The organism is Paenibacillus sp. FSL R7-0302, from assembly GCF_038006885.1.
Lineage (GTDB): Bacteria > Bacillota > Bacilli > Paenibacillales > Paenibacillaceae > Paenibacillus_AQ.
This window is the reverse complement of the sequence record NZ_JBBOWB010000001.1, coordinates 51,244-76,550: the sequence shown is the minus strand read 5'-3', so window position 1 is coordinate 76,550 and position 25,307 is coordinate 51,244. Positions and strand designations below refer to the sequence as shown.

Here is a 25,307-nt window from a genome sequence, read left to right as displayed (position 1 = left end):
CTCAGTCTTGTATTAATCCACCAATGTCAAAAGCACTTCGTTCTGCTTGATCTGCTGCTGATCTGTCTCGAAGATCTCGACCTCTTTGGTCGTTAAGGTTACGATCACCGGCGTGATCGTCTGATACCCGGCTGCCCGGATCTGCTCCAGATCGAAGCGGATCAGCAGATCGCCTTGGCTCACCCGGTCGCCTTCCTTGACCACTGGTGTGAAGTGCTTTCCTTTCAGGCCAACGGTATTAATTCCGATATGAATTAACACCTCTGTTCCGGCTGCGGACGTGATGCCAATGGCATGACCTGTCGGGAAAATGGAGGTCACCGTCCCGTCCACCGGGGCTACTGCTTCTCCAATGACAGGATCAATCGCCATCCCTCTGCCCATGGCTCCGGTTGAGAAGGCCTCATCGGGAACGGTACTGAGCGGGAAGGCAGCGCCGGTAAGCGGGCTGTAGATCTGCTCCTTCTTCAGGTCCACCGACGGCGCTGCCGGCTTGTCCGGCTGAATGGGTTCAAGCACGGCTGCCGGAGCGGAAGCTTCGATTTTACCCTTACCCTCATATCCAAACAGCCAGGTCAGCAGCAGCCCTGTCCCCATGGAGACAACCATCGAGACAATGAATATCGACATCGGCTGCTCCACCGGAATCGAGAAAATATTATGGAACACATACGCCGTATACAGTACACCGAAGTGTCCGTTAATCGCTCCGCCCAGCGCCCCGGCAATAATAACGATTGGAATCACCCGCTTGTAGCGGAGAATCAGGCCGTATACAATCGGTTCGCTGACACCGGCCAGCAGTCCGGTAATCCCGGAAGAGGCGGCGATACTCCGCAGGTTCCGGTCTTTCTTGGCTCTTAGGAAGATCCCGAAGGCCACCCCGATCTGGGCAAACACCGCTGCTGAAGCCATGGCTTCAATCGGGTCACCGCCGTTCGCAATATTTTGCAGCGTGATTGGAGTGAAGCCCCAGTGAAGTCCGAACACAACCATGAAGGTCATCCCTCCGCCAAGTACAACCCCCGACAGAATGCCGCTTACGCCAATCAGCCAGGTCACACCGGAAGCGATCCAGTCGCCAACACTTGTACCGAATGGACCGAAGGCAATAACCGACAGTGGAACCATAATCATCAGCGAGAGCATCGGAACCATGAAGATCTGCAGGTCCTTGTGGATGATTTTCTTAAGCAGCTTGTCCAGCAAGGCATAGATGCTAATCGCAATGAAGATCGGGAAGACACTGGAGGCATAACTGACCATCACTACCGGAATTCCCAGGAAGGAACGGGCACCGTCTCCCTCCAACATCGCCGTAAAGTTCGGTTCCATCAGCGCCGCCCCTATGGCTCCTGCTACGTAAGGGTTGGCTTTTAACTTGATGCCCAGGGTAATTCCCAGAAAGATAGGCAGGAAGTAGAAGACGGCATTGCCGGCCGCAGACAGAATCTTGTAGGCATCGCCTGAATCAGACATCCAGCCCAGCAACGTAAGTACCGTCAGCAGCGCCTTCAGCATCCCCGATCCGGCCATTACAGGAATCAGCGGGGAGAAGCTCCCGGAGATAACCTCGAACACCTTCGACACTGCCGAGGTTTTCTGGCCGGAATTCTGCGCATCTGTGGAGGTGCTGGACAGGAAGCTGGTATTCTTGACAATTTCGGCATATACATTCGCTACATTGCTGCCAACCACGACCTGGAATTGCCCCCCGCTCTCCACCACGGTAATGACGCCCGGATGCTTCTCCAGCGTCTCCCGCTCGGCCTTCTTGTTATCCTTGAGGCTGAATCTCAGCCGGGTGGCACAATGGACTAGATCGTTAATATTCTGCTCCCCGCCTACGAGACGGATGATGTCTTCCGACATTTTTTTGTTATCCATGCTGACTCTCCTTTGCTTTACCGCCGTAAATTGGCATAAAAAAAACCTAAACGAAAGTTGTGAGACCACAAGTGTGATCCACATCCCGTTTAGGTATCGCCTGCTGTAGCAGTAACAATCCTTAGATTTAAGTTGTGACTCCAATATAGCGGAATAAGTAATCGTTTGCAAGCCCTTTTTGACTTCCTTTTTAATCCAACGGGTCCATATCTCTTGAGGTAACGCGCTGAATATGAATCGTCAAATAGACCTTCTCGTCAATGGACATGGCATTTCCGTACGTCTCCTCCAGGTAGCGGTTGATCTTGCCCGTACACGCAAAAGCCTGCGGAAATTTCACCTTAATCTGATCGTACAAGAAGTTGTCGCCTAATGCGGACCGCTCCTGTTCCCCGCTGATCATGCGCTGGAGGAAGTACTGGAGGTGGGTTAAGAACCGGGAATAATTGAACGAATTCTCATTGAGCTTAACCTGGTATTCCTCTGTCAAAATGCTGAAGATATCGCTCATCGCCTTGGTCACCTCGACCGTCCGCTGCATCTCCTGCCCATCCTGACGGGCATTCACGAAGTGCATCGCAATAAAGCTCGCCTCATCCTGATCCATCTCGATGTCAAAATGCTTGCGGATCAGGCTTAGCGCCTGCACCCCGATAGCGAACTCCTTGGGGTAGAACTTCTTGATCTGCCAGAACAGCGCGTTCTTCAGATTCATCGCCTTCCGGTAGCGGGCAATCGCAAAATGAATATGATCAATTAACGTAATATAGATATTGTCGTTGAAGATGTCACCCATCTCCGCCTTAGCGTGAGCAATAATCTCATCGGCCAGCGAGAAATATTCAGCAGACGTCTCCCCGATCAGATCAATCAATTTACGCGGAACCTTCTCAGGCTTCAGCATGAAGGTCTTCTCAATCCGTTCCTCTTCGACCCGCTGCCCCGCCTTCTTTTTAAAGCCTAATCCGTTCCCAATGACAACGTATTCATGTCCAACCTGATCTTCAGCCCGAATCACATTGTTATTGAAAATCTGCCGGATAATCATGGTGCTTCACCTCTTCTGTATATCTCCCTGAAAATATATCCTAAGATAACACAGTGGTGTTAGAAAAGACAAGGGGTGGGGGCTTCTGTTCATTTGGAACGTATTGGTACTAAAATGGTAGCCACGAATTGAACCAATAGGATCAGGAAAAATACGTTCCAAATACTCGGAATAGTTGCAAGGGCAAAATAGAAGGAATAGGGTGCCAGCCAGACCAACGAAATGGCCATAAGTAAGCGAAGACCACGCCAGATTGAAATAGCCATGACGGCTGAAGGTACTATGAGCATGAGGACCACAATCACTTGTGTGCTGATGGATGCCACCTGATCACTGTATGGGTTAAAAAACAGAAACAGGAAACTTAGTCCAATACCCAGCAGCGATAAGAAAAAGGCCGACCATTTCACCCCTGGACTCAAATGCCTCACCTCCTGTTCACTGTGGATGATAATCAGAGAAGCCCGAAATCAGAACTCTAGACCCCTTGGTGAGTGTTGCGGTATCCAAATCAACATATTTTCGTGATGGTGTATCTGGCCGAGATTTTCGGAGACAGCACGTAAGGGAATTAATACTCGGCCGTTGTTTATTTGACCATTGTTAATCGTTGTAGATACTCTCTCGCATCTGGTCTCTCTAAGAAAATACAATTCGGTCAAACAAAAACTCCCCAATTAGCAACAGGATTTATTAGTTCACCTGTTTACCGTGTGGGGAGTGATTTACTTACAGTAATATGGTATTAATGGAATCAGCCTTTACTATGAAGAGTAATCATGTAACCGTCTGGATCAGCAAAGGTAAAGGTACGTCCGAAGGGGCCGTCGATGGGTGCGGATGTAATTTTGACGCCTGCTGCTGCGAGTTTATCGTGAATGTCTTGCGTATCCGGGGCATAGAGCCATAGCGCAACACCAAGTCCAGGCTGAGTCCCCGTACTGAGTTCGACTCCCGGCATGAGGTCACGAAGTGCAAATGCAATAGGCTTGGTGTCAAAAACCACCGCATGAGGCGGGCCCGCCTGTGAACGGACGAGTCCAAGATAGTGTTGATAAAATTCAGCAGAGCCTTCAAGATCGCTGACCTGAAGGGAGATAAAATCGGGTCCAATGACTGACATAATAGCCTCCTAATATTTGCGTTTGTAGGTTAACATGTCTTCATTATACCCACCCTTCCTGACAGCGTTATGTCAGTAGCGTTTTATTAAGATCCGCATCCCTTTTACGCAATTTCTGAAATACCGAGTATTCGTGACTGGACTTAATATAGTTAAGGATCTGTTCGGCGCATTCTGCCGGAGTCAGCTCTTCCGTGTTCACTTCAAGGTCATATTCATCAAAACGATAGACGATGTCGAACTGGGCATCCGCCAGTCCAATCTGCCGGTCCCCTCTGGCCTGCTCTCTTCGGATGAGCTCTTCCCGGGAGCATAGGACACCAATAAACAGCGTAGTCCGATCAGCAAAATGATCCCAAAACTCATTAAATCTCTTATCGTTGTCGAATACGGTATCCACGATGACATTGAATCCCATTTCGGATAACAGCTTAATCGTCGAGTAGTACACGGAGACTATGGAGTCATCCAGTATTTGCGAGACCACCTGATGGTCTATTTCCCGTACAGGCTCGTCTGGAAATTTATGATTAATGAAATCATTGTAATTCATGAAAAAATCATCAATCGATACATGATAAAACGGAATCTCTTTCTGTTTCGTAAGTTCAGCCGAGATGGAGCTCTTCCCGGAGCTTGAAGTTCCATTTAGAACAAGCAACATACCTTTATTCAATTCGTTCCCTCCTATTCATCCATCCATTATAAACCATAGGCGATAGAGGACGGAACTCATCAGTTGTATCAGTTGAATCCGCCATTCACACGAATCGTCTGCCCTGTAATCCAGCGGGCCTTGTCACTGACGAGCAAGTCGATCACATTCGCAATATCCTCAGGCTCGCCGAGCCGTCCAAAAGCATTCATCCGCCGGAAGGAATCCACCAGCTCATCAGATTTTCCATTCAGGAATAGCTCCGTCGATACTTGCCCGGGTGCTACGCAATTCACGACGATATCCTTCGCTCCGAATTCCTTCGCTAACTGGCGGGTTAGCTGCTCAACGGCCCCTTTGGTTGCGGCGTAGACGCTATAAGTCGGCAGCATCGCGCCCGATACGGAGGTCGAGAAGTTAATAATCGTTCCGCCCCGCTCCATATGCTTCATCGCTTGCTGGCAGGCGAAATAAGTCCCTTTTACATTTACAGCAAACTGCCTGTCGAACATCTCCTCCGTTACGTCCGCAATAGGTACGCAGTCCATAATTCCGGCATTATTCACCAGAATATCGACACGCCCGAATTGCCCGATTGTCTCCGAGAAAAGTGCTTCGACCTCACTGACTTTGCTTACGTCGCCTTGAACGGCTATCGCTTCCCCGCCAGACTCCTTAATGATTTGCACGACCTCTTCCGCTTTTCCCCGGTTAGATGAATAGTTGACAGCCACTTTTATTCCTAACCCGGCCAACTGGATGGCGATTTGTCTTCCGATACCCCTTGATGCACCTGTGACGATGGCTACTTTTCCATTCTGACTCATTAGGACCACTCTCCTTAAGTTTGCTTAGGCCGGATGATGATCGGTTGGCCTTATGCATTCATTGTAAATCAATCGAAGAGTATCCAGTTATAACAGACCTGTTCACTTCTTGCCTATTTCTCTTCAACTCGTTATGATTAACAGCAAACCCCATGAGTATGGGAAAAGGAGGCTTCTAACTTGGACGATATATTGCGGACCGGACCGCTTTTGCAGCAATTGGCTGCACTGATCCTTCGCCATGCTCCATCGGCAGGTACCCGCCAGACGCACATTCCTTCCTTGCAGCTGATGCACGCCACGGATGCAGCCGAACCGCTGGAGTCTGTCTACAAGCCATCGATCTGCGTCGTTGCCCAAGGAGCCAAAGCAGCCACCCTGTCTGGCGAAAGTTACCATTACGATCCTTCCACTTACCTGGTCACTTCGGTGGAGCTGCCGATTAACGGGAGAATTACCCGGGCTACGCCTGAGCATCCTTTTCTGGGCATCAAGCTAAGCTTCGATCCGGGCACCATCCTGGAAATTGTAAAAGAAATGGATGACTCCTCCCTTATCCCGGGTGAAACGTCGCTTGGCATCACGGTTGCCCAAACCTCCAGGCACTTACTGGAAGCCATTGTACGGCTCATCCAATTACTCGACGCGCCGCAGGATATTCCTGTTCTGTCCCCGCTCGTGATCCGTGAAATTCTCTATCGCGTTCTTCAGAGCGACCAAGGCTCACACCTTCATCAATTCGCCATCATCGGCAGCCATGCGCACCGAATTGCTCAAGCCATCCAAGTGATCACTAAGCAGTACGATCAATCCCTTGTCGTTGAACAGCTTGCTGAGTCCGTAAATATGAGCACCTCTGCTTTCCACAAGCACTTCAAGCGCGTCACCGCCATGAGCCCGCTCCAATACCAGAAGGTCATCCGCTTGCAGGAAGCCCGCCGCCTCATGCTGACCGAATCCCTCCAAGCCTCCGATGCCGCCTTCCGCGTAGGCTATGAGAGCCCCTCTCAATTCAGCCGCGAATATGCCCGCCAGTATGGGAGACCTCCGGTGTCGGATGTTCAGGAGATTCTTGGGTTATCGAAGTAGCTAACTTCTTCAGACTTAGCTGTTCACATGACGACATCCAGCTTTCCGTCACGGTTTGATGAGCAGTAGGAAACTCTAACGGTTTTAACGATGAGGTGGGGTTTATTATTTGTTTCTTCCCATCCAAAAAAATGAGCCGCCCTAATTTCTCAGGACGGCTCAAGACGAATTAACTTAATCGTTGAATATTTTCATATCAACATTAATCAAAAAATTGTCAGGTGAGATAAATGTCGTGAACTTAATTTGTTGATTTTATTGGGTTTATAAAGGCATTTGATAAAGACGAAAAAAAGAAAGTCGTGAACCACCACGAAATAACGTGTAAAGAATGTTGTGAACCGCTTAGTATTATAATAATCCCTTTAAGATAAGTCTAAAAACTCGAATTGCCTATTTGAAGCTCTTCTTCCTCCTCCTTCTCCTAGGAGGTCTTGGCCTTGTTGAATTCGAAGTTTTAACAGGGAGTCGTTCTAACACTTCCAAAGCCTCTTTGGCTTCTCTTACATTTAACGACAATAGTATTTCAAATAATTCTATCCCATTCTTTCTATGAAGAATATTCCTTTGCAATGATATTGAAATACTTATAAGGTCATCAGCAACTACAGCTAACGAGTTACTTACATTAGTAACTTTCTCCCCTGTAGAATCAAGCAAATGCTTCGAAATAAGATACGCAAGATCCGGATAGTCATTTACTATTTTTACTACGTAAGTTAATAAAGGTTCAGCAACTCTTTCTAAGACCAAAGAATGGCCACTGATTTTTATCATTAAAGCCTCAAGTTGCCCATCCATTTCAGCCTCATTTAATTCATAAAAAATTGATCCGATTGCTCTATGAGCAGGTTCATTATCAATTTTTAAGGACTGGGAGAATATCTTTATGAGAATCAATTTTTCATTAAAGTGTCCCCACAATTCTGATGCAGCATAGGTTAACCCGAGCAATACTTTAGGATCATTTTCATTGATGACACTTTCAAGTTCTGTCCTTGTCCATTCATCTTTATGATAATAAAAGTATGCCAGCAGTAACTCTCCGAATGCCTGATTGGTTACGGGATGTTCTAAACTCTTTATGGCATATAAACATTCTTGTTGAATCAAACTCTGATCTTTAATTCTTAATATTGGTGCAATTGAATATAAAGCTTCCTCATATAAAAAAACTTCTGGATTTATCATTATAATCTGTTGAAACAAATTAATAGCTTTTTCAGCTTGTTTATTCTTCAAGCAGTATCTAATAAAACTGATTGCAGTTGATAATACTAAGGTATTATTACTCTTGCGCAATAACCGAGTTAAAAAAGATAAATATTTTGAAATAGCCGGTCTTTTTCTTGCTAAATAACATGTTGCAATTGCTCTTAATATATTTCCTCTGCCACCTGGTAAAACATAGCCCCCTCCTCCATTAAAAAACAATGAACCGTTACGATCATCCTTACTCGTGACTTTATAGTTATCGTTCTGTGAATCGTCAAAACTTTCGAACCATCTTTCTAAAATCTTGACAAACTCATCCGATAAACCATTATTGCGTCCCGCTCTATTATCTAGCCCAGAAACAGCTCGTAATATAAATTCTGTATTGTCGAACCCTTTCTCTATTAACTCATTCAGTAGAGCTAATAATTGTTCGTTAGATAACCCAGATTCCGACAGTCCCTGCACCCCACTACCAGCATATATCTGATGATAATTAGGAATTAGTTGTTTAAGAAGAGAAATAGATCGACCACTATGTTCTTTAGAGAATTCTTTGAAGACATTTCCTAATTCACTCGCACCTCCCGATCGTGCGAAGTTTTTTTCTGATAATCTTTTTGACATTCTTTCATCAATTTCATCTGTGATTTTATTGAAAAGGTGAATGATATCTTCATTCTTCGCGCGCTTCATTTCCTCTAAAGAGATTCTGGCTCCTATAAAGCCTCCAAATACCATACCATCATTTTCTTCTGGAAAGCCAAGAGCTCTTTCTTCCTCTCCTATGATTTTCTTTAATGGTTCTGAAATAAGGTTGGTTGGCAATGCCCTGAGTAGGTATAATCGGTGTTGCCTATTCCAATAGATTCTATTACGTTTATCAGAGACGTTCCAGTCAGGCATACTTTTCTTATATCTATTGTACCGACAAAGGTAATCCTCCAATAATTGTCTATCACTAATATTTAGATGTGGATATATTTTATCGATAAGTTTTTTACTAAAATAATGTCCTTTTCTACTATTCTCCAAATTAAGTCTTCGGGTATCCTTTAGCAGATACTCTAAAATGAAATTAGAGTAATGATCTTCTAGCTCTAATAATCCAACTGCCAGAAACTGATGCACTGCCTGAAAATCTTCTTTTTCATTCTGAGAAACAAATTCAATAAACTTCTTAGGATTATTTGAAGCAAGGGAATTAATTGCGGTTAAAACTCCCTCACCAAAAGATTGTTTATAATATTCTTTTTCCTCAAACAAATCTTTATCTAGGGTATCATGCCGATATTCTTCCAACCATTCATGATGCTCATACGCCGCATAATGTAATATCCTTATAAATAAATCCCACAACTCTTCAAGGAAATGCCCAGGTTCTTCATCAGCTAATGATACAATATCAAATGAAGAAAAAATACCCTCTGTGAGCAAATCTTCAAATGGTTTTCTAAAACTCGAGAAGATTGAACTCACAGGAAGATGCTCTTTCTCACTTGCTGAAAGTGAATTTAGAGCATCTCCAAATTTTTTCTTAAGAACCTTGTAGTATAATTTTATTGCTTGTTTTTTTTCATTCTGCGAAATACTTTCAAGAACGTAATTTACATAGTATGAATCTGTAGTTATTGCGAGTTTTTCAACAATTAGTAAGGAATTCTGATCCCATACCTGAAAATCAGACATAATAATCCAAAGAAGATGTCCGTATTTTGGAATATTATCTAACCAAGTAGTTACAATTAAATTAGTTAAATGTATGTTCCCCGATTGTGCAGCCTTACTTAGTACAGGCAAAGTGTACTTAGCGCTTTCTGGCTCCTTATTTAACCAATCTCTAAAAGATTTACGAACTAAAAAGAAATTCACAAAGAGAGTTGAATTAGAAATAGCTCTTAAGACAATAGGTCCTTCTGCATCAGTAACCATAACCTGTTCCAAAAGATCCTTCTCTACTGGTAAAGGCTCATCTTGTGATCCTATGAATTCTAACAATAGTATCCATAAATGTTTTCTCGGTCTGTCTTTAAATAGGCTAATTAATTCTTCAGTATAAGTTTTTTGCGCAGAAGTTCTTAAGTAATTCAGAGTGTTAATAACTGTCCCACGTATAAATAAAGTGTCTTGATTATTAAGAATATATTTAGAAAGTCTTTGACCTTTTCTCGCAAATGTTTTAGTTAACACAAAATCTAAATATGTTTGGTGTCTAAATCCAATTGTCCTTCCATTCTCAGACATAACTAATATTTCTGAGCTAAGAAGGTCATCCTTAGTCCTTCCATTTCCATCGAACATTGATAATGGTACCCAAAACACTTCTTCTTGCGACATATAATGCGCAACTTGTTCTAATAATTCAACTTTTTTCCAACTATCTCTATTCTCAACTTCCTTATCCCATAAACCTTGCAACAAGGCGTGAAGTGAATCATATACATCTCCCAGTTGAGCTACATTTATGAACAGATTAAGATGAAGTGGGGTTCTCAATAGTTCCTTTGTTAGCTCTGTAAAAATCTCAGTATTAAAACCTAATTCTTGAATAATAGGTTCTATTTCTCCCCAGATAGGCAATTCTAAGTAGATTGGATCAGCATTAATATTTGAGAGTCTTGAATCATGTCGATATTCAAAATCTCTACTAGAAGCCACAATATGGACATTCGGTACATCACTTAAGGTTCTAATAAGATTAAGTAAAGTGTTCAGTCTGTTAGTTTTTTGATCTGTCAACTCAGATAGAGCATCGAGCTGATCAATAATAATAATGACTTTCTGGTCTAGTGCTATCGTTCTTACAAGTTCTATTAAATTAATATCCAAATTCAGATAATCAAAAGATAACTTCTGAATACTATCAATATTTGTTGGCAAAGTATCCGACTTAATACCTAGTACCACCAAACCTTCATCGATAAGATTTTTACCAAACATGGATAATAAACTTGATTTCCCAGTACCCTTGGGTCCCAAGACCAATTGTATAGAATTAAGGTTATGTTTTATTGTTTGCTCTATTTGAATCATTTCATTACGCACAATATAGTTTCCATTTTTCAAACAGCTTGGCCATTTTAATAATTCTTCAGAACTTAAAAGTAATTTATTTTTATACTGACTATAGCCAATAGAAACACCTGCATAGTTTAGTAAATGATTAACAATATATGATCGAATCAAATTTTCAAATTCAGTAGAACCATTATACATCTTCGCTAAAGCTTTATGATCACTAAAGACTTTATTAACGAAATGGTTTAATTTATCAACTTGTTTTTGATCATACTCTAAGAAAGGGATATCTTCCTTGTTGAGGAAGAGCGAAACCCGTGGCTTACCATTCCCTTGCTCATTCATTTTCAGGGCTAAATTCCACTCTTCTTCAGTGCCAGTCCATCCACTACCAGCATCACTTCCAAGTCTCGACCAAAAGATGAAGATGATAATGTCCGGATTATACTTCCTTATCTCATTATTTATTATCGATTGTGGTCTTCCAACATCAGAATATATATCTTCCCAGCCTTTTACATCAACACGACAATTTGTAGCCTCGCAAACGGTTTTAATGGTTGGATCATTTGAAACTAACGATCTTATTACCTTACGCTCATCATTACAATCTCCGGGCGAAGCTATAAATACTTTTATTATATTGCCTAATTGCATTTCAAGCCCCCTAACCATTTTTTAATAGTTTCTATATATTAAAATTAGTTCCCTGAGCTCTAAACCTATGAGGAACTCCTTTTAATTGCTTTACTTTCCACAGAAAATCACCATCAATAAATACCTTTCCGTCAGACTTTAGTATGTTATATTGCTTATGCCGAGCATCTAATAGTCTTAACTCAAAAACAAAATCCTCTTCGCATATTCCATACTCATCACTATTTAGAGATAACGCCTGCGATGAATTAAAGCCGACAAATAGATTTCCAACAACTTCAGACTTTGGCTGTAATACTAATTTAAAATCGGCCCCGACAAACTCGTTTAGCCCAAAGACTGGGTGGCTAGTTAGCACTATTGCTCCGCTCTTATCTTTTATAAACAACTCACCTGCAATTATAGTAATAGGTATATCAGTCGTATTAGAAAAAGCTAACTCAATAGATGCACAACCTACTATATCGTATACTGCATGCAAATTCTGCTCTAGAAATCTGATTTCAAATTGACCTTTATTGAGGTACATATTATCGAAGTCTCTTCGTTTTGCTAAAGAGTTCGTACTACCTTTACGAATTAAGCATAGTCCTTCGTTAAGGCGTTCATATTTTTTCTTCAACATATATGGTTTATTTTCAGTACCGTAAATCCTGAAAACACCTAAAGTTGCCCCGTTGTATTCATACTTAAAATAGTCGAACTCTATATCGGGCTCAATATTACTGTGAACTACTTGGTTGTAGTTAGATGAGTCAATGAGTTCTTCTGGGTTAATCCCTTTAATTTCTTTTCCCCCAGGCCGCTCCTTAATTCCCACAATAATAAATTTATCTCCATTATGGCTGGAGTTAGCCATAGCCATTATATCCATAATCAAGTCCACATTTTTTTCTTTAGAGTATTGTTTTTCCTTAAAATCTAAATAGTCACATTCATATCCATCTTCTATTAACGCTTTTATAATTTTATCCATATTCACCTCGTCTGCTCTAAGCAGTTAGATAGAATTGACTTTATGATATATGTAAAATTCTACTTCAGTCATGAAAACCTTACCATTTCGTAATAAACCCAATTTTTTAGACTACAGTAACAAAATAAAAAGGATAAGCATATGCGACTATATTTCGCTGTACCCACCCTTTTTAGATCGTTACTCATCCAAGCTTTTCCTTTAAAATAAATTTTAGATCGAAATGTATTAACGTTATTCTTAAAAGAATTAAAAATCAACATTAGAGATATGCATCTCATCATCCGAACTAACTTTAGAAGCTGATAGTTTATCATCTCTAGCATCAATACAAAAATACTCAATAAGCACACCATACTTTATGGACATCTCGTTTGCTTTTTTTCGATAATAGTCACTTTTATTATATGAGCTATCATCTAAACAAACTATTGAATAAATCCCATAATCGACTTCTGTCACATGCTGATATAGTGGTAGTTGAAATTCTAACCCTTTGTTTAAGTTGCTATTTGTATCCATCTTAAATTCTATTACAACTTTATATTTTTTCCCACAGCTAATCTTAAAATCAAGGCTACCTCTTCCAGTGTCTACTTCAGGAGAAATATCGAGATCAAAACCTTTCAAGTAAATTTCTAAGTAAAAACTAAATAAAATTTGAAATTCCTTTTCGCTAAAACTCTTATTTTTTCCATTTATCAATTTATGCAATTTCTTATTCCGAACATAATGAGAAAACTTATTCATTGTTCCTCTAATAACTTCAATGAACTCCTCTTTTGAATCAAAGTTAACAAAATTGATATTTGAATTGGGATTCTTTAAGGCTTTATTTTCATTATCTTTTTTTATATGGTTATATTTCTTTCTAATATCATAAGGCATCAATTCTACATAAAGATCTAAATCAACATGAAAAATCTTCTCGAAATTGACTGGATTAATTACATAGTGTTGAAACAGCAAGCCAACATCCAAAAAGTCAACATCTTCAAAAATCAGACCAATGATATCATTAATATTATTTAATGAATTAATAACTTCAAGCTGCTCTTCCAACAATCGGCTTCCATAATCCTCGAATAGCTTATTTTGCACAAAAGTAAAGATATTGCTTTTTTCCTCTAGTTCTAATGCTTCGTCCATGTAAGTCAAAATATGATAAATTATATATTCATCTAACGGTAAAATATCGTGATAAAAGTCATCTATTATATTTTCATTTAATTGTTCTAATCTTTCTAAACAACTTTCTGGTTTGTCTCTTAAATGTTTTGGAAATGCCTCAGCATAAATATCCTCAAATTCAAGGTTATTAGCAAACTCAATAAACATTTCAAAAAATTCTTTTAAGACTTGGTTTATATATTTGATCGTATAGCTACGTTCTTCGTAAAAATTGATCATTTTTTCTCCCCCACCACATTTCAAAAATTGAAATCATTTGTTTTTTATCAAAGTTTTTCAAAAAAATATGTTAAGAAACTATACTCCCACTTTTACATACCGGACAATCAAACCCACAACCATAACTGTCCCCTTCAAATTTCGAACTATGTAAATCAATTGGAACAAGCTTTTCGCAATCTAAACAAAAAAATTAAGCAACGCTATTTATTAAAATAATCGCTAGGATTCACTGTGCCTAACATATCACTTAATTTGAAGACAATTAATTAATTATTGTATATTTTAGTAGGATTTTCAATTTTTCATAGCTCATACAATTTAAGAACTATATTGTATATATAAAATAATAGATGTGGAACTTGTTGTAACTGTATAGAATAATGCTGAAAAGGGGAGTACGTAACCAACTTCATCATAGCTGTATGCCTTAGACTTAGAAGAAAGTGGCTACCCCTTGTACAAGGCGAAGCCACTATTATAGCTACACAAAACAAAGCCCTTGCTCGCAAAAATATCATCTTGGAATCATGGTTCCAATATAATACATACTCACCCCTAGTAAAATAAATCAAGTGAATGATTATTTATTGAAAAGCGCTTCAAAATTAATTAATGGATTTAGAAAATATTTAATCAAATTAGTTCATTGTCATCTTCGAGATTCCAATATGGTATATCATAAAAAGAAGTAGCACTTGAATAATCACGTTTAGAATTATTGCAAATGTTACACAGGATTTGAATGTTCGAAGGGTCATTAGTTCCATAGAGCGATAAGGGAACTATATGATCCATATCAGGATCAATACCAAGAAATAAATCACCACTCAATGGATTTCTACATATGGTACATACTCCCTTATCGCGAAAGAAAATCCCCTTTTTAAGCCATGCCGGCCAGTTAGACATCCTCTTTATTTTACCTGTTTTTGTAATATACGAGGGAATGGTCTGATTTAAAAAATTATGATTTTCTAAAACCCACTGACCTAATCTTGTATGGAAATCAACCAAGAAGGCTTTGTCTAACATTATAATATGAAATGAAGAATGAATAATATGAGGAACTGCCTTTGCTTTTAACCTTTCAAGATGATCTGTATACTCACGAATACCCGAACAAATTTCACAAGTGTTATCTCCTGTACATTCATCATCTTCATGTTCTAATACAGGTCGAGGAAGAGAAATTGTAGCGAAAAGAGAGATGTTTTTTTCTTCAGCATCTAAATAATTCGGGTCATAATCTGTATCTCTTAAAGTATCGTAAATGTCTCTAATGTTCCCATATATCCAATTTATAAATAAATGCAAAACAGTCACTTTTGAAGATACAGCAAGTTTAATAGGAATATGTTCTTTTTCTAAATCCAGAAATGAGCTAAATTGATTTTCACTGTAAGGTACATCACTATAAAATTCAGATATAACTAAGCTCGCCAAATAAACTGATTCCTTATAGGGAAATACCTCATGCTTTACAGTTCGTCTCATGCACAATCCCTCCAAATGTTACCTACGTTTGCTTTTATAGAGGCAGCCTTCAATAATCTAACCTACACTATATTCTGGGTATTTTAGATTTTATTATTATATTTCAGGAATTTCAATATCCTAGATTATTTGAAAAAGCACTTCATCTATTCTATTACCAATTATATCACTGATAATAAAAACAAAAAGGATCACCACCACAATTCCAATCGCGGTGGTGATCTTTATTGTTTGAGATATAATTTGATATATAAGATGATAATTGAATTATCTCGAGTAATAACAAGAATTTAAATTTTCCAATTCCTTTATCAGCTTTTCCTTCAATTCTTCAGTTATATCTCTATAAGAAATTCGATATGATTGAACAGACTCAAGTCTGACTTCCCTATAGTTGTAATGTTTCCTTAGTTGCTGAACAATACTTGGCAAATATCGAATCTGATACTCTTCCTTGGTTTCCGAGAATACCTGAAGTGCTTTGGCCGTCTTTGGTAAATCTTTAATGTTATTATTAATACGTCCGCTGTCCTGTTTTGATAAGGCATTTGTTATGGCACTCTTTGAAATACGAGATTTATAATTGCTGTCTTTTAATAGAATGGATACTTCTTTTACTCTTACGGCAAGGGTTTCATCTATTTCTGACCATTTAATTTTGTGCTCCTCAGATAACTTTGAAGGTGGTAAGTTCTCTTCAAGCCATTCCTTATCGTTCTTCAATAGCCATATGTAAGCATTACTACATTTTTGTCTTATATGATTTCGACTCAATTCCTGATGCTCAAACATCACGCTTTTTAATTTCTCGCGAAACTTTATTTTTTTCAAATTCTCAACCTGCTCAAATTCCTCCTCCATTGAACAAGCAACTTCTAACTGACTTACAGATTCTAAGTAATCTCTTATTACCTTTTTTACTAGCTCTGTGGATCGATATACCTTACTTGCTATTGCCTTATATGAGAGGCCTATGCTTAATAGAGAAATGATTTGCTCTTTTACTTTTTCATTAGATTCAAAGCTTACCCTGTCACTTTTCGCCCCCTCACCTGGTATCCAGCGTCTTACATATATTGAGTTGCAATATCCACAACAGAACTTCCCGGAGTAATAACCTTGTGGTTCCCAATTTTTCCTTTCACAATGAGTTATAATTGCGATCCCAAACTTAGGACAGTATTTGTTCTTACATTCCCAGGGGCCATTCCCAAAGGGGATTTCAACACTTAAGTTCAGTGTTTCTGTCATAAATTTTTCAAATGTACCTCCCAGAAATCTTATTATTAACAATATCAGTAGTACGTTTACGACGAGTTTTTCATTTCGAAAAATATTCTCATAAGTATTATGCTTATATAAATAATCAATATCGAAGCCTAACTCAGCAAGCTTACTCTCTGAGTAATAGTTAATAAAGTCGTTGGCGAAGTCCTGGCATTTTATAGATTTCTTTTTCATATAACCCTTGATGGCAAGATATTCTGAGAATTTATATTTTATCAAGTTATCATTTAAACCTTGATGATTTTGTAGAATATACTCAATGTCAAGTTGAAGCCCTTGTTCCAGCTCTTCTAAGACCTTCTTCTCTGGAGGATGATTGTTACATACAGAATGTCCATTATTACATTTTAAATGTAGAGGAGAATACTCAAGAGCGACGCCACATTCAATACATTGGGATATAAGCTTAACTTTATGTCTTATACATGTTTTTATAAAAGAAAATTGATGTTCCCTGTGAATGTACACAGACCCGTAGAGATTCTCATCTTCATTAATACAGCAAGGACAATACTTAATTGTTTCTGAAATGCTTCTTCCATATTTATTACCTACTAACTTCCCCACAAGGCTTTCTTTCTGATTCCCTCCATTTGCAACCTCACTCATAATTTTCCCACACTGTTCTTGTGTAATGAACGGCAAAAAAACCGGAAGTAATGTATGCTGATCAATAAAGTTTTGCACATCAATTTTCGAGAAAGAAGGAAAACTACTTATTAATTTATTTAGTCCTCTTGGAAACACCGTGAAATTCGATCTTGTTCCAAACAACTCTTGATTCGTTTGAGGCATTTCTTTATTAAGTGTGACTATGTGATACCGGTATAACAAACTCCTAAAATCCTCATTTAAAAATGGTGTAGGGAAATAACATATTATACTCAAATCTGAACCTCCTTTATAAATAGACAACTAAATTCAAAATATGTTTATGGTATTAATTCCTTATATACATGAAAAACACTAGCCTTTAGGGGTGGATTTAATCCAGCTAATTTCATCAGTTTCCAGCCTTCTATTTTTCCTTCAGTATTTTCTAATTTCGTTGCTGCCCAAACCAATCTACGAATTTGAAATGTCTCAGTCGTATCCAGCTGCTCTTCTATAAAAGCTTTTGTCTTAGGGATTTTACTTGAATTTCTCAATATTTTAATTGATAAATCTCCAGCGTCAGAATATCGCGCAATCGATACATAAGTAATTCTCTGGGGATCAGGCAGGTTCTTTATCTGCTCAACAGCCTTCTTCACTAACCTGAACAATTTACTGTCCCTTTCATCCCAATTTACTCTTTTTCCCTTTATGTAAGGCGTACCTTGCTCCATAACATGTTTAGTTCCTTTAATACTTCTTTGAGACTGCCTAGACTTATACCCATTTTCATCCGTCTTACTGGATGTATCTGTAATTTTTTTCATTTGATTTTTCACTGTACCAGGATCAACACCTAACTCTTTTGCTTTTTGCCGAAGTGAAAGGTTGGTTTGATCTACCTCCCTTAGTTTCGCAAGCCAAATCTGACCGAATTCCTTTAACCGTCCAACCCGATATCTATCATGAACAGATTGATCCGGACCGGTACGTGAATAAATGAAACCACAGGAGCACTGAAAAGTACCTACTGGTCTTCCAGTTCTATTACATCGGGATATTTTGCAATCTTTTATAACATCAAGCCGATAATGCCCTGCAGCTTTGTTTAAACACGGCCAGGGTGCTTCTCCAAATGGTAAAGCGCTATGACTTGTTGGAGTATTTATAATATCTCCAAGAAATTTGACAATTAACATGTGCCTCAACGGTTGTATTATTTCACCGGAAGTTCTAATGATCTTATGCAGCCAAGTTTCGGATGCTCCCGTCACTTCGCATTTTAGATAATGTAACAGCTCATCAGTATAAAACAACCGGAGGTTTTGAATTAGCCGCTGGAACTTTACCCTTCCTTTCGGTGTTAAATACCCTTCCTTGTACAACGAATCTTTATATGCCGGTAAGGCATTTTTTTGTAAACATGAGGGCACCAGCATAGATGCCGATTGCTCAGCAATATAAACAAGAGTATCCTTCCAACTGCTACCAATATTCAACTCTTGACACTGATCCTTTTTTATCGTCGACAAGGCTACAAATTCGAATTTGTGATTCTGCGTCCCACACTCAACGTTGCTTATGACAAGTCGTTGCTTATGCACCGAGCAAACAGCTACACCCGGTAACTGGTGCGACCGGTGCCAGTAGGGTTCACATGTCTCAGCCTCCTCTGCATAGCACTCGCGGCAAAATTGAAGATATTTAGGGATTTTCACTTTAGTAGCCATCAAACCTAAACTGGCATGAACGGCTCCTTGTGCAGTACCTTCCTTCATTAACATCTCAATCTGTTCAATCTTACTTTGACTCATAAAATGCGTGTAATAGGGTAATAGCGTATGTTCCCTTATCAATTGCTCAGAAGAATACAGATTATGAATCTTTGAAACTAGAGCACTTAAATGAGTAGGTAAATCCGCAGTTGCACATACCCAGCCATCCCCAAAGAGGTCCTCAATGGTCTGTTTTTGAGTCTTATTACCAGAATTTATATGGTATCTTGCAATACCACTGTACAGTAATTCATCTTTATAAAGTGTAGGAAAATAAGCTAGCAATAGAATCATCCTCTCAGATATCTATTGCTAGTTTTCCCCTTTTAAAGTATTCTTAGTACTCGATCATGACTTATATAATGAGTTTTGAGAGATCATCTTCCGTTGACATGCTACCCATATCCATTAATTTTTCACATATAGCCTCTGTATCCTTTCCATTATCTTTTACTGCATTTCTGAGATCTTCTTCATCAAGTAATTGTGCTTGCTTCTTCTTTTGTCTCCCCTTTGTTTTAACTTTTTCCTCTTCAGTTTTTCCATCTATATTATCCCTTGTAATTTCTTTGACAAGCTGTTTCCGAAGTTCCACCATATCTTTGTCCTGCTCGTTAGAGTGAAGAATTTTATTTGAGATTTCCTGAGCTATATTAGAATCCACTCCAAAATCAATAGCTGTTTTAACGAGTTCAAGATATTTGTCCTCTTCACGCTCTACATTCTCATCACGCAACATTTTACTTCTAACTTCACCTTGAACATTTACCTTCTCAGCAGAATTTCGTAGATATAGATCTAACTCGTCCCATTTAGGATATAAATCATCTATTAAATTCCAGGCATTAGGATCATTTCGTTTTAGTATTTTCAGCAAAGGCTGAACAAGCTGCATATGCTGCTTAGCAACTGTATCCAATAGAGCAACTGTAATTTTCTCCTTGTCCTCTCCATCCTCAATAGCCTGCCACTGAGCTAACATATATAATTTAACTGCTATATCTATTATCCCCTGTGAAAGTTCATACATCTTGTTCTTAAGGTTCTGCTTAAGTGGTGTTTCTGTTGCGGTCCATTGATAGTTCCAAAGGCTTTCTAAAAAAAAGTCCCACTCTTCTCCCTCTTCCAGTCGGTCCATTATCATGTCCCCTTGTCCAGTACTTCTTCGAGCTTGACTAAAGGAGCTTGATAGGAGTTTCATCGCTTTAAATGTTCCCACTAGTACGACCGGTACTCCTATTGTATTAATTAGCTGCGTAAAGTAATTAAGCATCTTAGCTGCTCCACCGCTTTTCATAAAGCTCAAGTTTTGGATCTCATCAATTACTAATACTCCTAAACCATGTAGTGAGGCGAGGTGGGCCATAATTGGAATCAGCATGTCTACTGAAGCCCCACGAGATGCAAACTTTCGAAAGTAGTTTGTACCCAATATTGAATCGACGGATTGCAAAAAGTTGAAGCATAAACCTTTTAATGAACCATCAAAAGGGCAATTTAATTTAAGCCAAACAATTTGCTTACGAATAAAAGGCTTTCCGTTGTATGTCGAATGATGAATTACCTGGGGATACATTAGCAAAGAGCTCTCTATTGTCGTCGTCTTTCCTTGCCCACTTACACCCAATATAGAAAAGGCTGCAGCGGTAGATCTTATGCCAGCAATATTTTTTCCTGTCTGGTCAATTCCACTATCAAGAATTTCCTTGAAGCCGATATTAAACTGTCTAATATATTCTGGAAGGAATGGATTTCGGGCTTTATAAGCATGGCGCATTTGCCTTGAAAGCCTCTGAGCTGCAAGAAAATGTGAAGGCAATGGCTCAACATAGTCTGAAATCTGTTGAATAAGGTGTAACCTCGTCTCTTTTCCAAGCTTACGTTGGTTAACATCATAATCAGGATATTTCCTGATATGTAATGCTACATCCTCCTCCTCAAAAATGGGTGGTAATGCTTCAATAAAAGGATTTCCTTTATAGCCTGAGATGTACTGTTCTGAGTATTTCGCTTCTTCTTGTCTACCAATAAGGCTGGGAGAATACTGATAAGTAGTAAAACTTTTCGTATTTCTCTTATCCATGATTTTGAGCTCCCTCGGCTTTTAATTTTGCAAGAAGGCTTAATTTGGACTTAGGCTTATATATTTCAATTGGAGTTACTTTATCAACTGTACCTTCTTCATCATCTGTCTTTCCCAATTCATAAGCTTGATTCTTGCGCAGTTTATCTCTTTCATTCATTTTATTTTCCCGAAGATTAGCTTTCCGCTCAGTTTTAGTTAAACTACTGTCCTCATTCGCTTCGCTTCGATCAATTGCTTTTTGTGCTATTGTCTCAAGTTTTGTATTCAAAGCTACTTCTTCCTTGAGTTCTGGTGACTTGTACAAATCTCTATTGAGCTTTTCCTCGTACTTTATAGACTTGACTTCTTCAAGACTTAGGTTCATAAAGCGCGATGATTTAGGCAATAAATTACACTTAATCATTCCTTTTCCTTTATCCGTTTTCACATAAATATGATTCATACATCTTCTATCATAAGCAATTACAACCTTAGGCGATTTCCCCTTTATAAACCCACCTTCCAACAGTAATTTCTCAGACCCATAATACATTCCCTCAAAATATATCCCCTCTCGACTTGCCGTTACGGTTGCTTCAGGCAAAACATTTAAACGGACAATGTCCGGATCAAGAATCTTTAAATAATGATTATGGGCTACTCCCCAATTCCACAAATCTCTAGCAACGGGACGAACTTTATCCTGCGCTTGGTCTTTATCTAACGGGTAATACTCCATGTATAGATGGTTATTTCTGTGAAGGATCATTTCAATCATCATTTCTATAAAATCATTTAGCGTGAGCTTTGCGTCCAGTACATATTCAGGACCGCCACGCTTCTTATATTCGTGTTTAACTGCACCCGGCATCCATGGCTGAAGAGTGAGATTTAAAGTGCGAAATTGTTGTTCTACTATTCCCTTTAAATCCGCTCTATATGGCGGTGTATTCTTTAACTTAATTCCTAACGCATTGCCAAGGGAGTCTGCCTTTTTACTTTCCATTTCTCCTCGGTCCGCGTAAAAGTGTTGCGGCATATGATGACAAGGCCATTCGTCTTCAGTGATTGTAATACCAAACTGCTCACAAAATTCGACCTTATTCTCAACAGTATTCTCAATAGCCATCATTAACCCGAGCCATGAGGGGCCTTCAAAACCGACATAGAATCCAACAATCATATGACTGTATACATCAACAACAATATAAACAACCGGTCTGCCAACAATTAGGTTTGAATCCTCGGAACTGACTAAATATACATCAGCAACTGTCGCATCAACTTCAAAGATCTGTCCCGGTCCGGTAGCCTTTCTTGTTTCCGATCCTAACAAAGGCCTAAAGTCACGATTAAAAGTAACTTCTCCTTCTCTTTCTATTAATTGCTTACGCTTGTTAAAATTTTTTCGAATATGGTACCGCAACTGGGCCATACTTGGTAGTTCGTGTTCAGGCGGTATAATCGGTATTTCATATTTCCCCTTTTTTTCAGTACCGATCTGATAATACTTCTTTAGCATTTCAATATATGTAAACCTTACAGAGTCTCTTCTATTCACTTTTAAATAAACATCTCTGATAATTGCATCAAAAATCTTCCGTGTGCCCGTGGTTACTATTACGCCGTTGTAGTTAGCATCAACAGATTTACTGGTTTCCCTTGGTCTTCCCATCTTTTCTCTTGGATTTTTCTTTATACCAACTCCTCCACATTTCCTAAACCTCGGAAGTAAGGCATTTACTATTTTCCCACCGGCCCAATAAAAGCGTAAATACTTGTAATATAGCCTTTTGCTTTTCTTTGTCTTCTCTATTTCCTTTTTGATCATTTGATAACGCTCTTTTGGATCAAATATATTGGGCTCCAGTTCAACAAGCTCTCTTATTAACTTCCACGCCTCATCTCTAATTGAAATTTCTTTTTCATTAAGCTTTTCATCTGGAATCATAAATCTCACGTATGGGTCAACTTCACGCTTGATCAGAGTTCCGTCGACGACTTCTTGCTCAATAGAGGAAATTAGCTTGTACTCCGGGAATGCATTTTCATTAATGATTGAGAAGGTGACGATGCAATCCTTGGAATGGTCTATATATAACACTCTTACGCAATCTATCAGCTTCGACTCCGCATCTCTCATATCAAACAGAGTATTTATAAAGATGTTCATTTGACTTTCTCCTTAATTGCAAGAAAGTTTACCTGGAGTCTTACAATTCCTTTAGACTCATCAAGAACTATTACATCAATAAGCATGCTGTCAAGTTCCACTTCAAACGGTAGTGCTTGATTTGTTTGAATTTCCTTATTCCAATCTTCTGATGCAAGAATAGAGCCTAACGTCTCTTCAACAGACCCATTAATAAAATTCATCATGATTTGACCTCCAATTTTTAAAATGATTTGTTTGAATGATTAATCGCTTTTGTGTAGGAAGGATACGTTGGCTCATATTAACTTCCCACAAACGATTCGCAATTAGATATCGAACAGCATTCATGCTTGTCCCCATTGGTAAGTCTTTTTTCTGGTCAATGTCTAAAGTGATTTTTGCTAACGGTTTGTTTTGATTATTAATACATTCGTAGAGTACAGGCTCCAACTCATACACCAGCTCATTACTTAGATAGGTTGTCTCTTCCAAGGTTTTAGAGGAATGCAACCACTCTACATTTTTCACTAAATCGTAGTTAATTTGCTTCTCCGTGATTAATCTCCATTGAATGCCCAAATCTTTAAAGAAGCTTTTTTCGATCTGAAGTTTTTCTAATACTCTACGACTTAATTTGTTGGAGGGCTTAATGGAATGAGCCATAAATCGAACGTCATCTGCTGACTTTATCGTCAGCATCATGTCAGTAGTCATAACAATTGGATACTTCGTTTTAGGATCAATAGGATATCTTATGCCTAGTTTCTCTGCAATAAAAAGCGTTCTTTCTAACGGGAGCAGCGGGTATTGTTCCCTGATGTCGATAACATCTAACGCCCATTCCATCTGATAATGATGTGCTAGCTCATAATGTTCAGAAAGATAATGATGCAAACGCCCGCTCTTCCAACCTGGAACCCTTGTTACAACTCCTAGCGAAGGAACATCGTGGATGGTTAACCACGGTTTATACTCCTTAAAGTGTCCTTGGCCTCTCCCTTCTTTGATCCGTCTAGCAATGGTTGCTGCTGTGGTTTGATAGCTTCTTTTGGCCATACATATTCCTCCCAATTTTAAGTTGAATATAAATCAATAAAACAAAACAATAATTCAATTTATGTTTGAATAAAATAATAAATGATGGCTGTATTTTTTGTCAACAAATAAATTCAATTATTTTGCAATTTTAATCCGTGTATGTTATATTAATATCAACAAAGAAGCATGTTTTGACTTGCAAAATATTTTTCGACAAATATCTATAGGAGGAATTTTCTTGTTAATATTAGGTGACCGAATTAAGCAAACAAGGATATCAAGAGATTGGACTCAAGAAGATTTAGCCAATAAGATACCTACATCTAAATTTGTAATCTCAAATTGGGAACGTGGAAAAGCAAATCCTGACCCAACACAAATTGTTGCTTTATCCAACGCACTAGAAGTTTCGTCAGACTACTTACTTGGCTTATCCAATTTCCCAGAGCCACACTTTCGAGATCCATTTGGCCAATTATCAATTTTCCCACAAATTGATTATGCTTTTGTCAAAGGAACCTCATGGGAATTATCGAAATTAATCAATTCTGGCATTTCACTTGTTGTAGAAGATAAGGAAGTAAGTTATAAAGATAAGCAAATGCTCACTACAGTTATTGAAACTATTATGAGAAGAGTGAAAGAAGTTGAGGATGAAATCAAAGATGAACTGCTTAATGTTATTCCTATCTTGGATGAGGATTCTTCGGTTCTCTAGAAGCTTTGAGTTAGATCAAAAAATCTTCTGTCAGGTCTAATGTTCGTTTACATATATCGCACTTCACCTGGATAACCAATCCCAGCCCAGTAGGAATGAAAGTGTAGGAAAAATTAGCTCCTGTAACATCAACAGGCTTACATGAATCCCACTTTTTGATCTTCTGCTGCATATCTTCTGTGATCTCAAATATCATGTTAACTCTCCTTGGGATATGGACTCGTTATTTAAAGGTATTATTGTTCTTTATACCTCTTAATTACAGCTGTTTAT

General features: G+C 38.8%; 19 protein-coding genes. 2 read left to right on the top strand and 17 right to left on the bottom strand.

Annotated features, from left to right (window positions below; genetic code table 11):
* Positions 1-12: 12 nt before the first annotated feature.
* From MKY96_RS00420 to MKY96_RS00395, 6 genes are all read right to left on the bottom strand, one after another.
* A complete protein-coding gene (locus MKY96_RS00420; protein ID WP_340937837.1) occupies positions 13-1,887 on the bottom strand; it encodes a beta-glucoside-specific PTS transporter subunit IIABC in 1,875 nt (624 codons plus the stop codon).
* Positions 1,888-2,077: 190 nt separating this feature from the next.
* Entirely contained in the window at positions 2,078-2,935 is an 858-nt protein-coding gene (gene licT / locus MKY96_RS00415; protein ID WP_340937836.1) for a BglG family transcription antiterminator LicT, read from the bottom strand.
* 89 nt (positions 2,936-3,024) lie between these two features.
* On the bottom strand, positions 3,025-3,357 hold the full coding sequence (locus MKY96_RS00410) for a hypothetical protein (RefSeq protein ID WP_340937834.1): 333 nt from the start codon (positions 3,355-3,357) through the stop codon (positions 3,025-3,027).
* A gap of 332 nt (positions 3,358-3,689) precedes the next feature.
* A complete protein-coding gene (locus MKY96_RS00405; RefSeq protein ID WP_340937833.1) occupies positions 3,690-4,058 on the bottom strand; it encodes a VOC family protein in 369 nt (122 codons plus the stop codon).
* Between the two features lie 67 nt (positions 4,059-4,125).
* Positions 4,126-4,722 carry a chloramphenicol phosphotransferase CPT family protein gene (locus MKY96_RS00400; RefSeq protein ID WP_445671459.1) on the bottom strand — a complete coding sequence of 199 codons (597 nt, stop codon included), beginning with the start codon at positions 4,720-4,722 and terminating at the stop codon, positions 4,126-4,128.
* An 80-nt stretch (positions 4,723-4,802) separates the two neighbouring features.
* Entirely contained in the window at positions 4,803-5,540 is a 738-nt protein-coding gene (locus MKY96_RS00395; RefSeq protein ID WP_340937829.1) for an SDR family oxidoreductase, read from the bottom strand.
* A gap of 180 nt (positions 5,541-5,720) precedes the next feature.
* Here MKY96_RS00395 and MKY96_RS00390 point away from each other — a divergent pair, with 180 nt between their 5' ends.
* The gene (locus MKY96_RS00390) at positions 5,721-6,629 is read left to right on the top strand and encodes an AraC family transcriptional regulator (RefSeq protein WP_340937828.1); all 909 of its coding nucleotides are present in this window, start codon (positions 5,721-5,723) and stop codon (positions 6,627-6,629) included.
* Between the two features lie 393 nt (positions 6,630-7,022).
* Here the strand turns inward: MKY96_RS00390 and MKY96_RS00385 are convergent, their stop codons facing one another.
* The 10 genes from MKY96_RS00385 to MKY96_RS00340 form a co-directional block, all read right to left on the bottom strand.
* A complete protein-coding gene (locus MKY96_RS00385; RefSeq protein ID WP_340937826.1) occupies positions 7,023-11,519 on the bottom strand; it encodes an ATP-binding protein in 4,497 nt (1,498 codons plus the stop codon).
* A gap of 31 nt (positions 11,520-11,550) precedes the next feature.
* A complete protein-coding gene (locus tag MKY96_RS00380) occupies positions 11,551-12,495 on the bottom strand; it encodes an AlbA family DNA-binding domain-containing protein (RefSeq protein WP_340937824.1) in 945 nt (314 codons plus the stop codon).
* A 249-nt stretch (positions 12,496-12,744) separates the two neighbouring features.
* Positions 12,745-13,905, bottom strand: a complete 1,161-nt coding sequence (locus MKY96_RS00375; RefSeq protein ID WP_340937822.1) for a hypothetical protein — start codon at positions 13,903-13,905, stop codon at positions 12,745-12,747.
* Between the two features lie 636 nt (positions 13,906-14,541).
* A complete protein-coding gene (locus MKY96_RS00370; RefSeq protein WP_340937820.1) occupies positions 14,542-15,402 on the bottom strand; it encodes an HNH endonuclease in 861 nt (286 codons plus the stop codon).
* 267 nt (positions 15,403-15,669) lie between these two features.
* Positions 15,670-17,577 carry a TnsD family Tn7-like transposition protein gene (locus MKY96_RS00365; protein WP_340937818.1) on the bottom strand — a complete coding sequence of 636 codons (1,908 nt, stop codon included), beginning with the start codon at positions 17,575-17,577 and terminating at the stop codon, positions 15,670-15,672.
* Positions 17,578-17,621: 44 nt separating this feature from the next.
* A complete protein-coding gene (locus tag MKY96_RS00360; RefSeq protein WP_340937817.1) occupies positions 17,622-19,352 on the bottom strand; it encodes a TnsD family Tn7-like transposition protein in 1,731 nt (576 codons plus the stop codon).
* 61 nt (positions 19,353-19,413) lie between these two features.
* Entirely contained in the window at positions 19,414-21,141 is a 1,728-nt protein-coding gene (locus MKY96_RS00355) for an ATP-binding protein (protein ID WP_340937815.1), read from the bottom strand.
* The gene (locus MKY96_RS00350) at positions 21,134-23,296 is read right to left on the bottom strand and encodes a Mu transposase C-terminal domain-containing protein (RefSeq protein WP_340937813.1); all 2,163 of its coding nucleotides are present in this window, start codon (positions 23,294-23,296) and stop codon (positions 21,134-21,136) included. The genes MKY96_RS00355 and MKY96_RS00350 overlap by 8 nt, the downstream gene beginning before the upstream one ends.
* Positions 23,293-23,502 carry a hypothetical protein gene (locus MKY96_RS00345; RefSeq protein WP_340937812.1) on the bottom strand — a complete coding sequence of 70 codons (210 nt, stop codon included), beginning with the start codon at positions 23,500-23,502 and terminating at the stop codon, positions 23,293-23,295. Before MKY96_RS00345 ends, MKY96_RS00350 begins: the two co-directional genes overlap by 4 nt.
* Positions 23,486-24,334, bottom strand: a complete 849-nt coding sequence (locus MKY96_RS00340; RefSeq protein WP_340937808.1) for a TnsA endonuclease N-terminal domain-containing protein — start codon at positions 24,332-24,334, stop codon at positions 23,486-23,488. Before MKY96_RS00340 ends, MKY96_RS00345 begins: the two co-directional genes overlap by 17 nt.
* Positions 24,335-24,431: 97 nt before the next feature.
* Here MKY96_RS00340 and MKY96_RS00335 point away from each other — a divergent pair, with 97 nt between their 5' ends.
* Positions 24,432-25,034, top strand: a complete 603-nt coding sequence (locus MKY96_RS00335) for a helix-turn-helix domain-containing protein (RefSeq protein WP_340937806.1) — start codon at positions 24,432-24,434, stop codon at positions 25,032-25,034.
* A gap of 10 nt (positions 25,035-25,044) precedes the next feature.
* Here MKY96_RS00335 and MKY96_RS00330 read toward each other — a convergent pair whose 3' ends face one another.
* Positions 25,045-25,230, bottom strand: a complete 186-nt coding sequence (locus MKY96_RS00330; protein ID WP_340937804.1) for a hypothetical protein — start codon at positions 25,228-25,230, stop codon at positions 25,045-25,047.
* Positions 25,231-25,307: the final 77 nt, after the last annotated feature.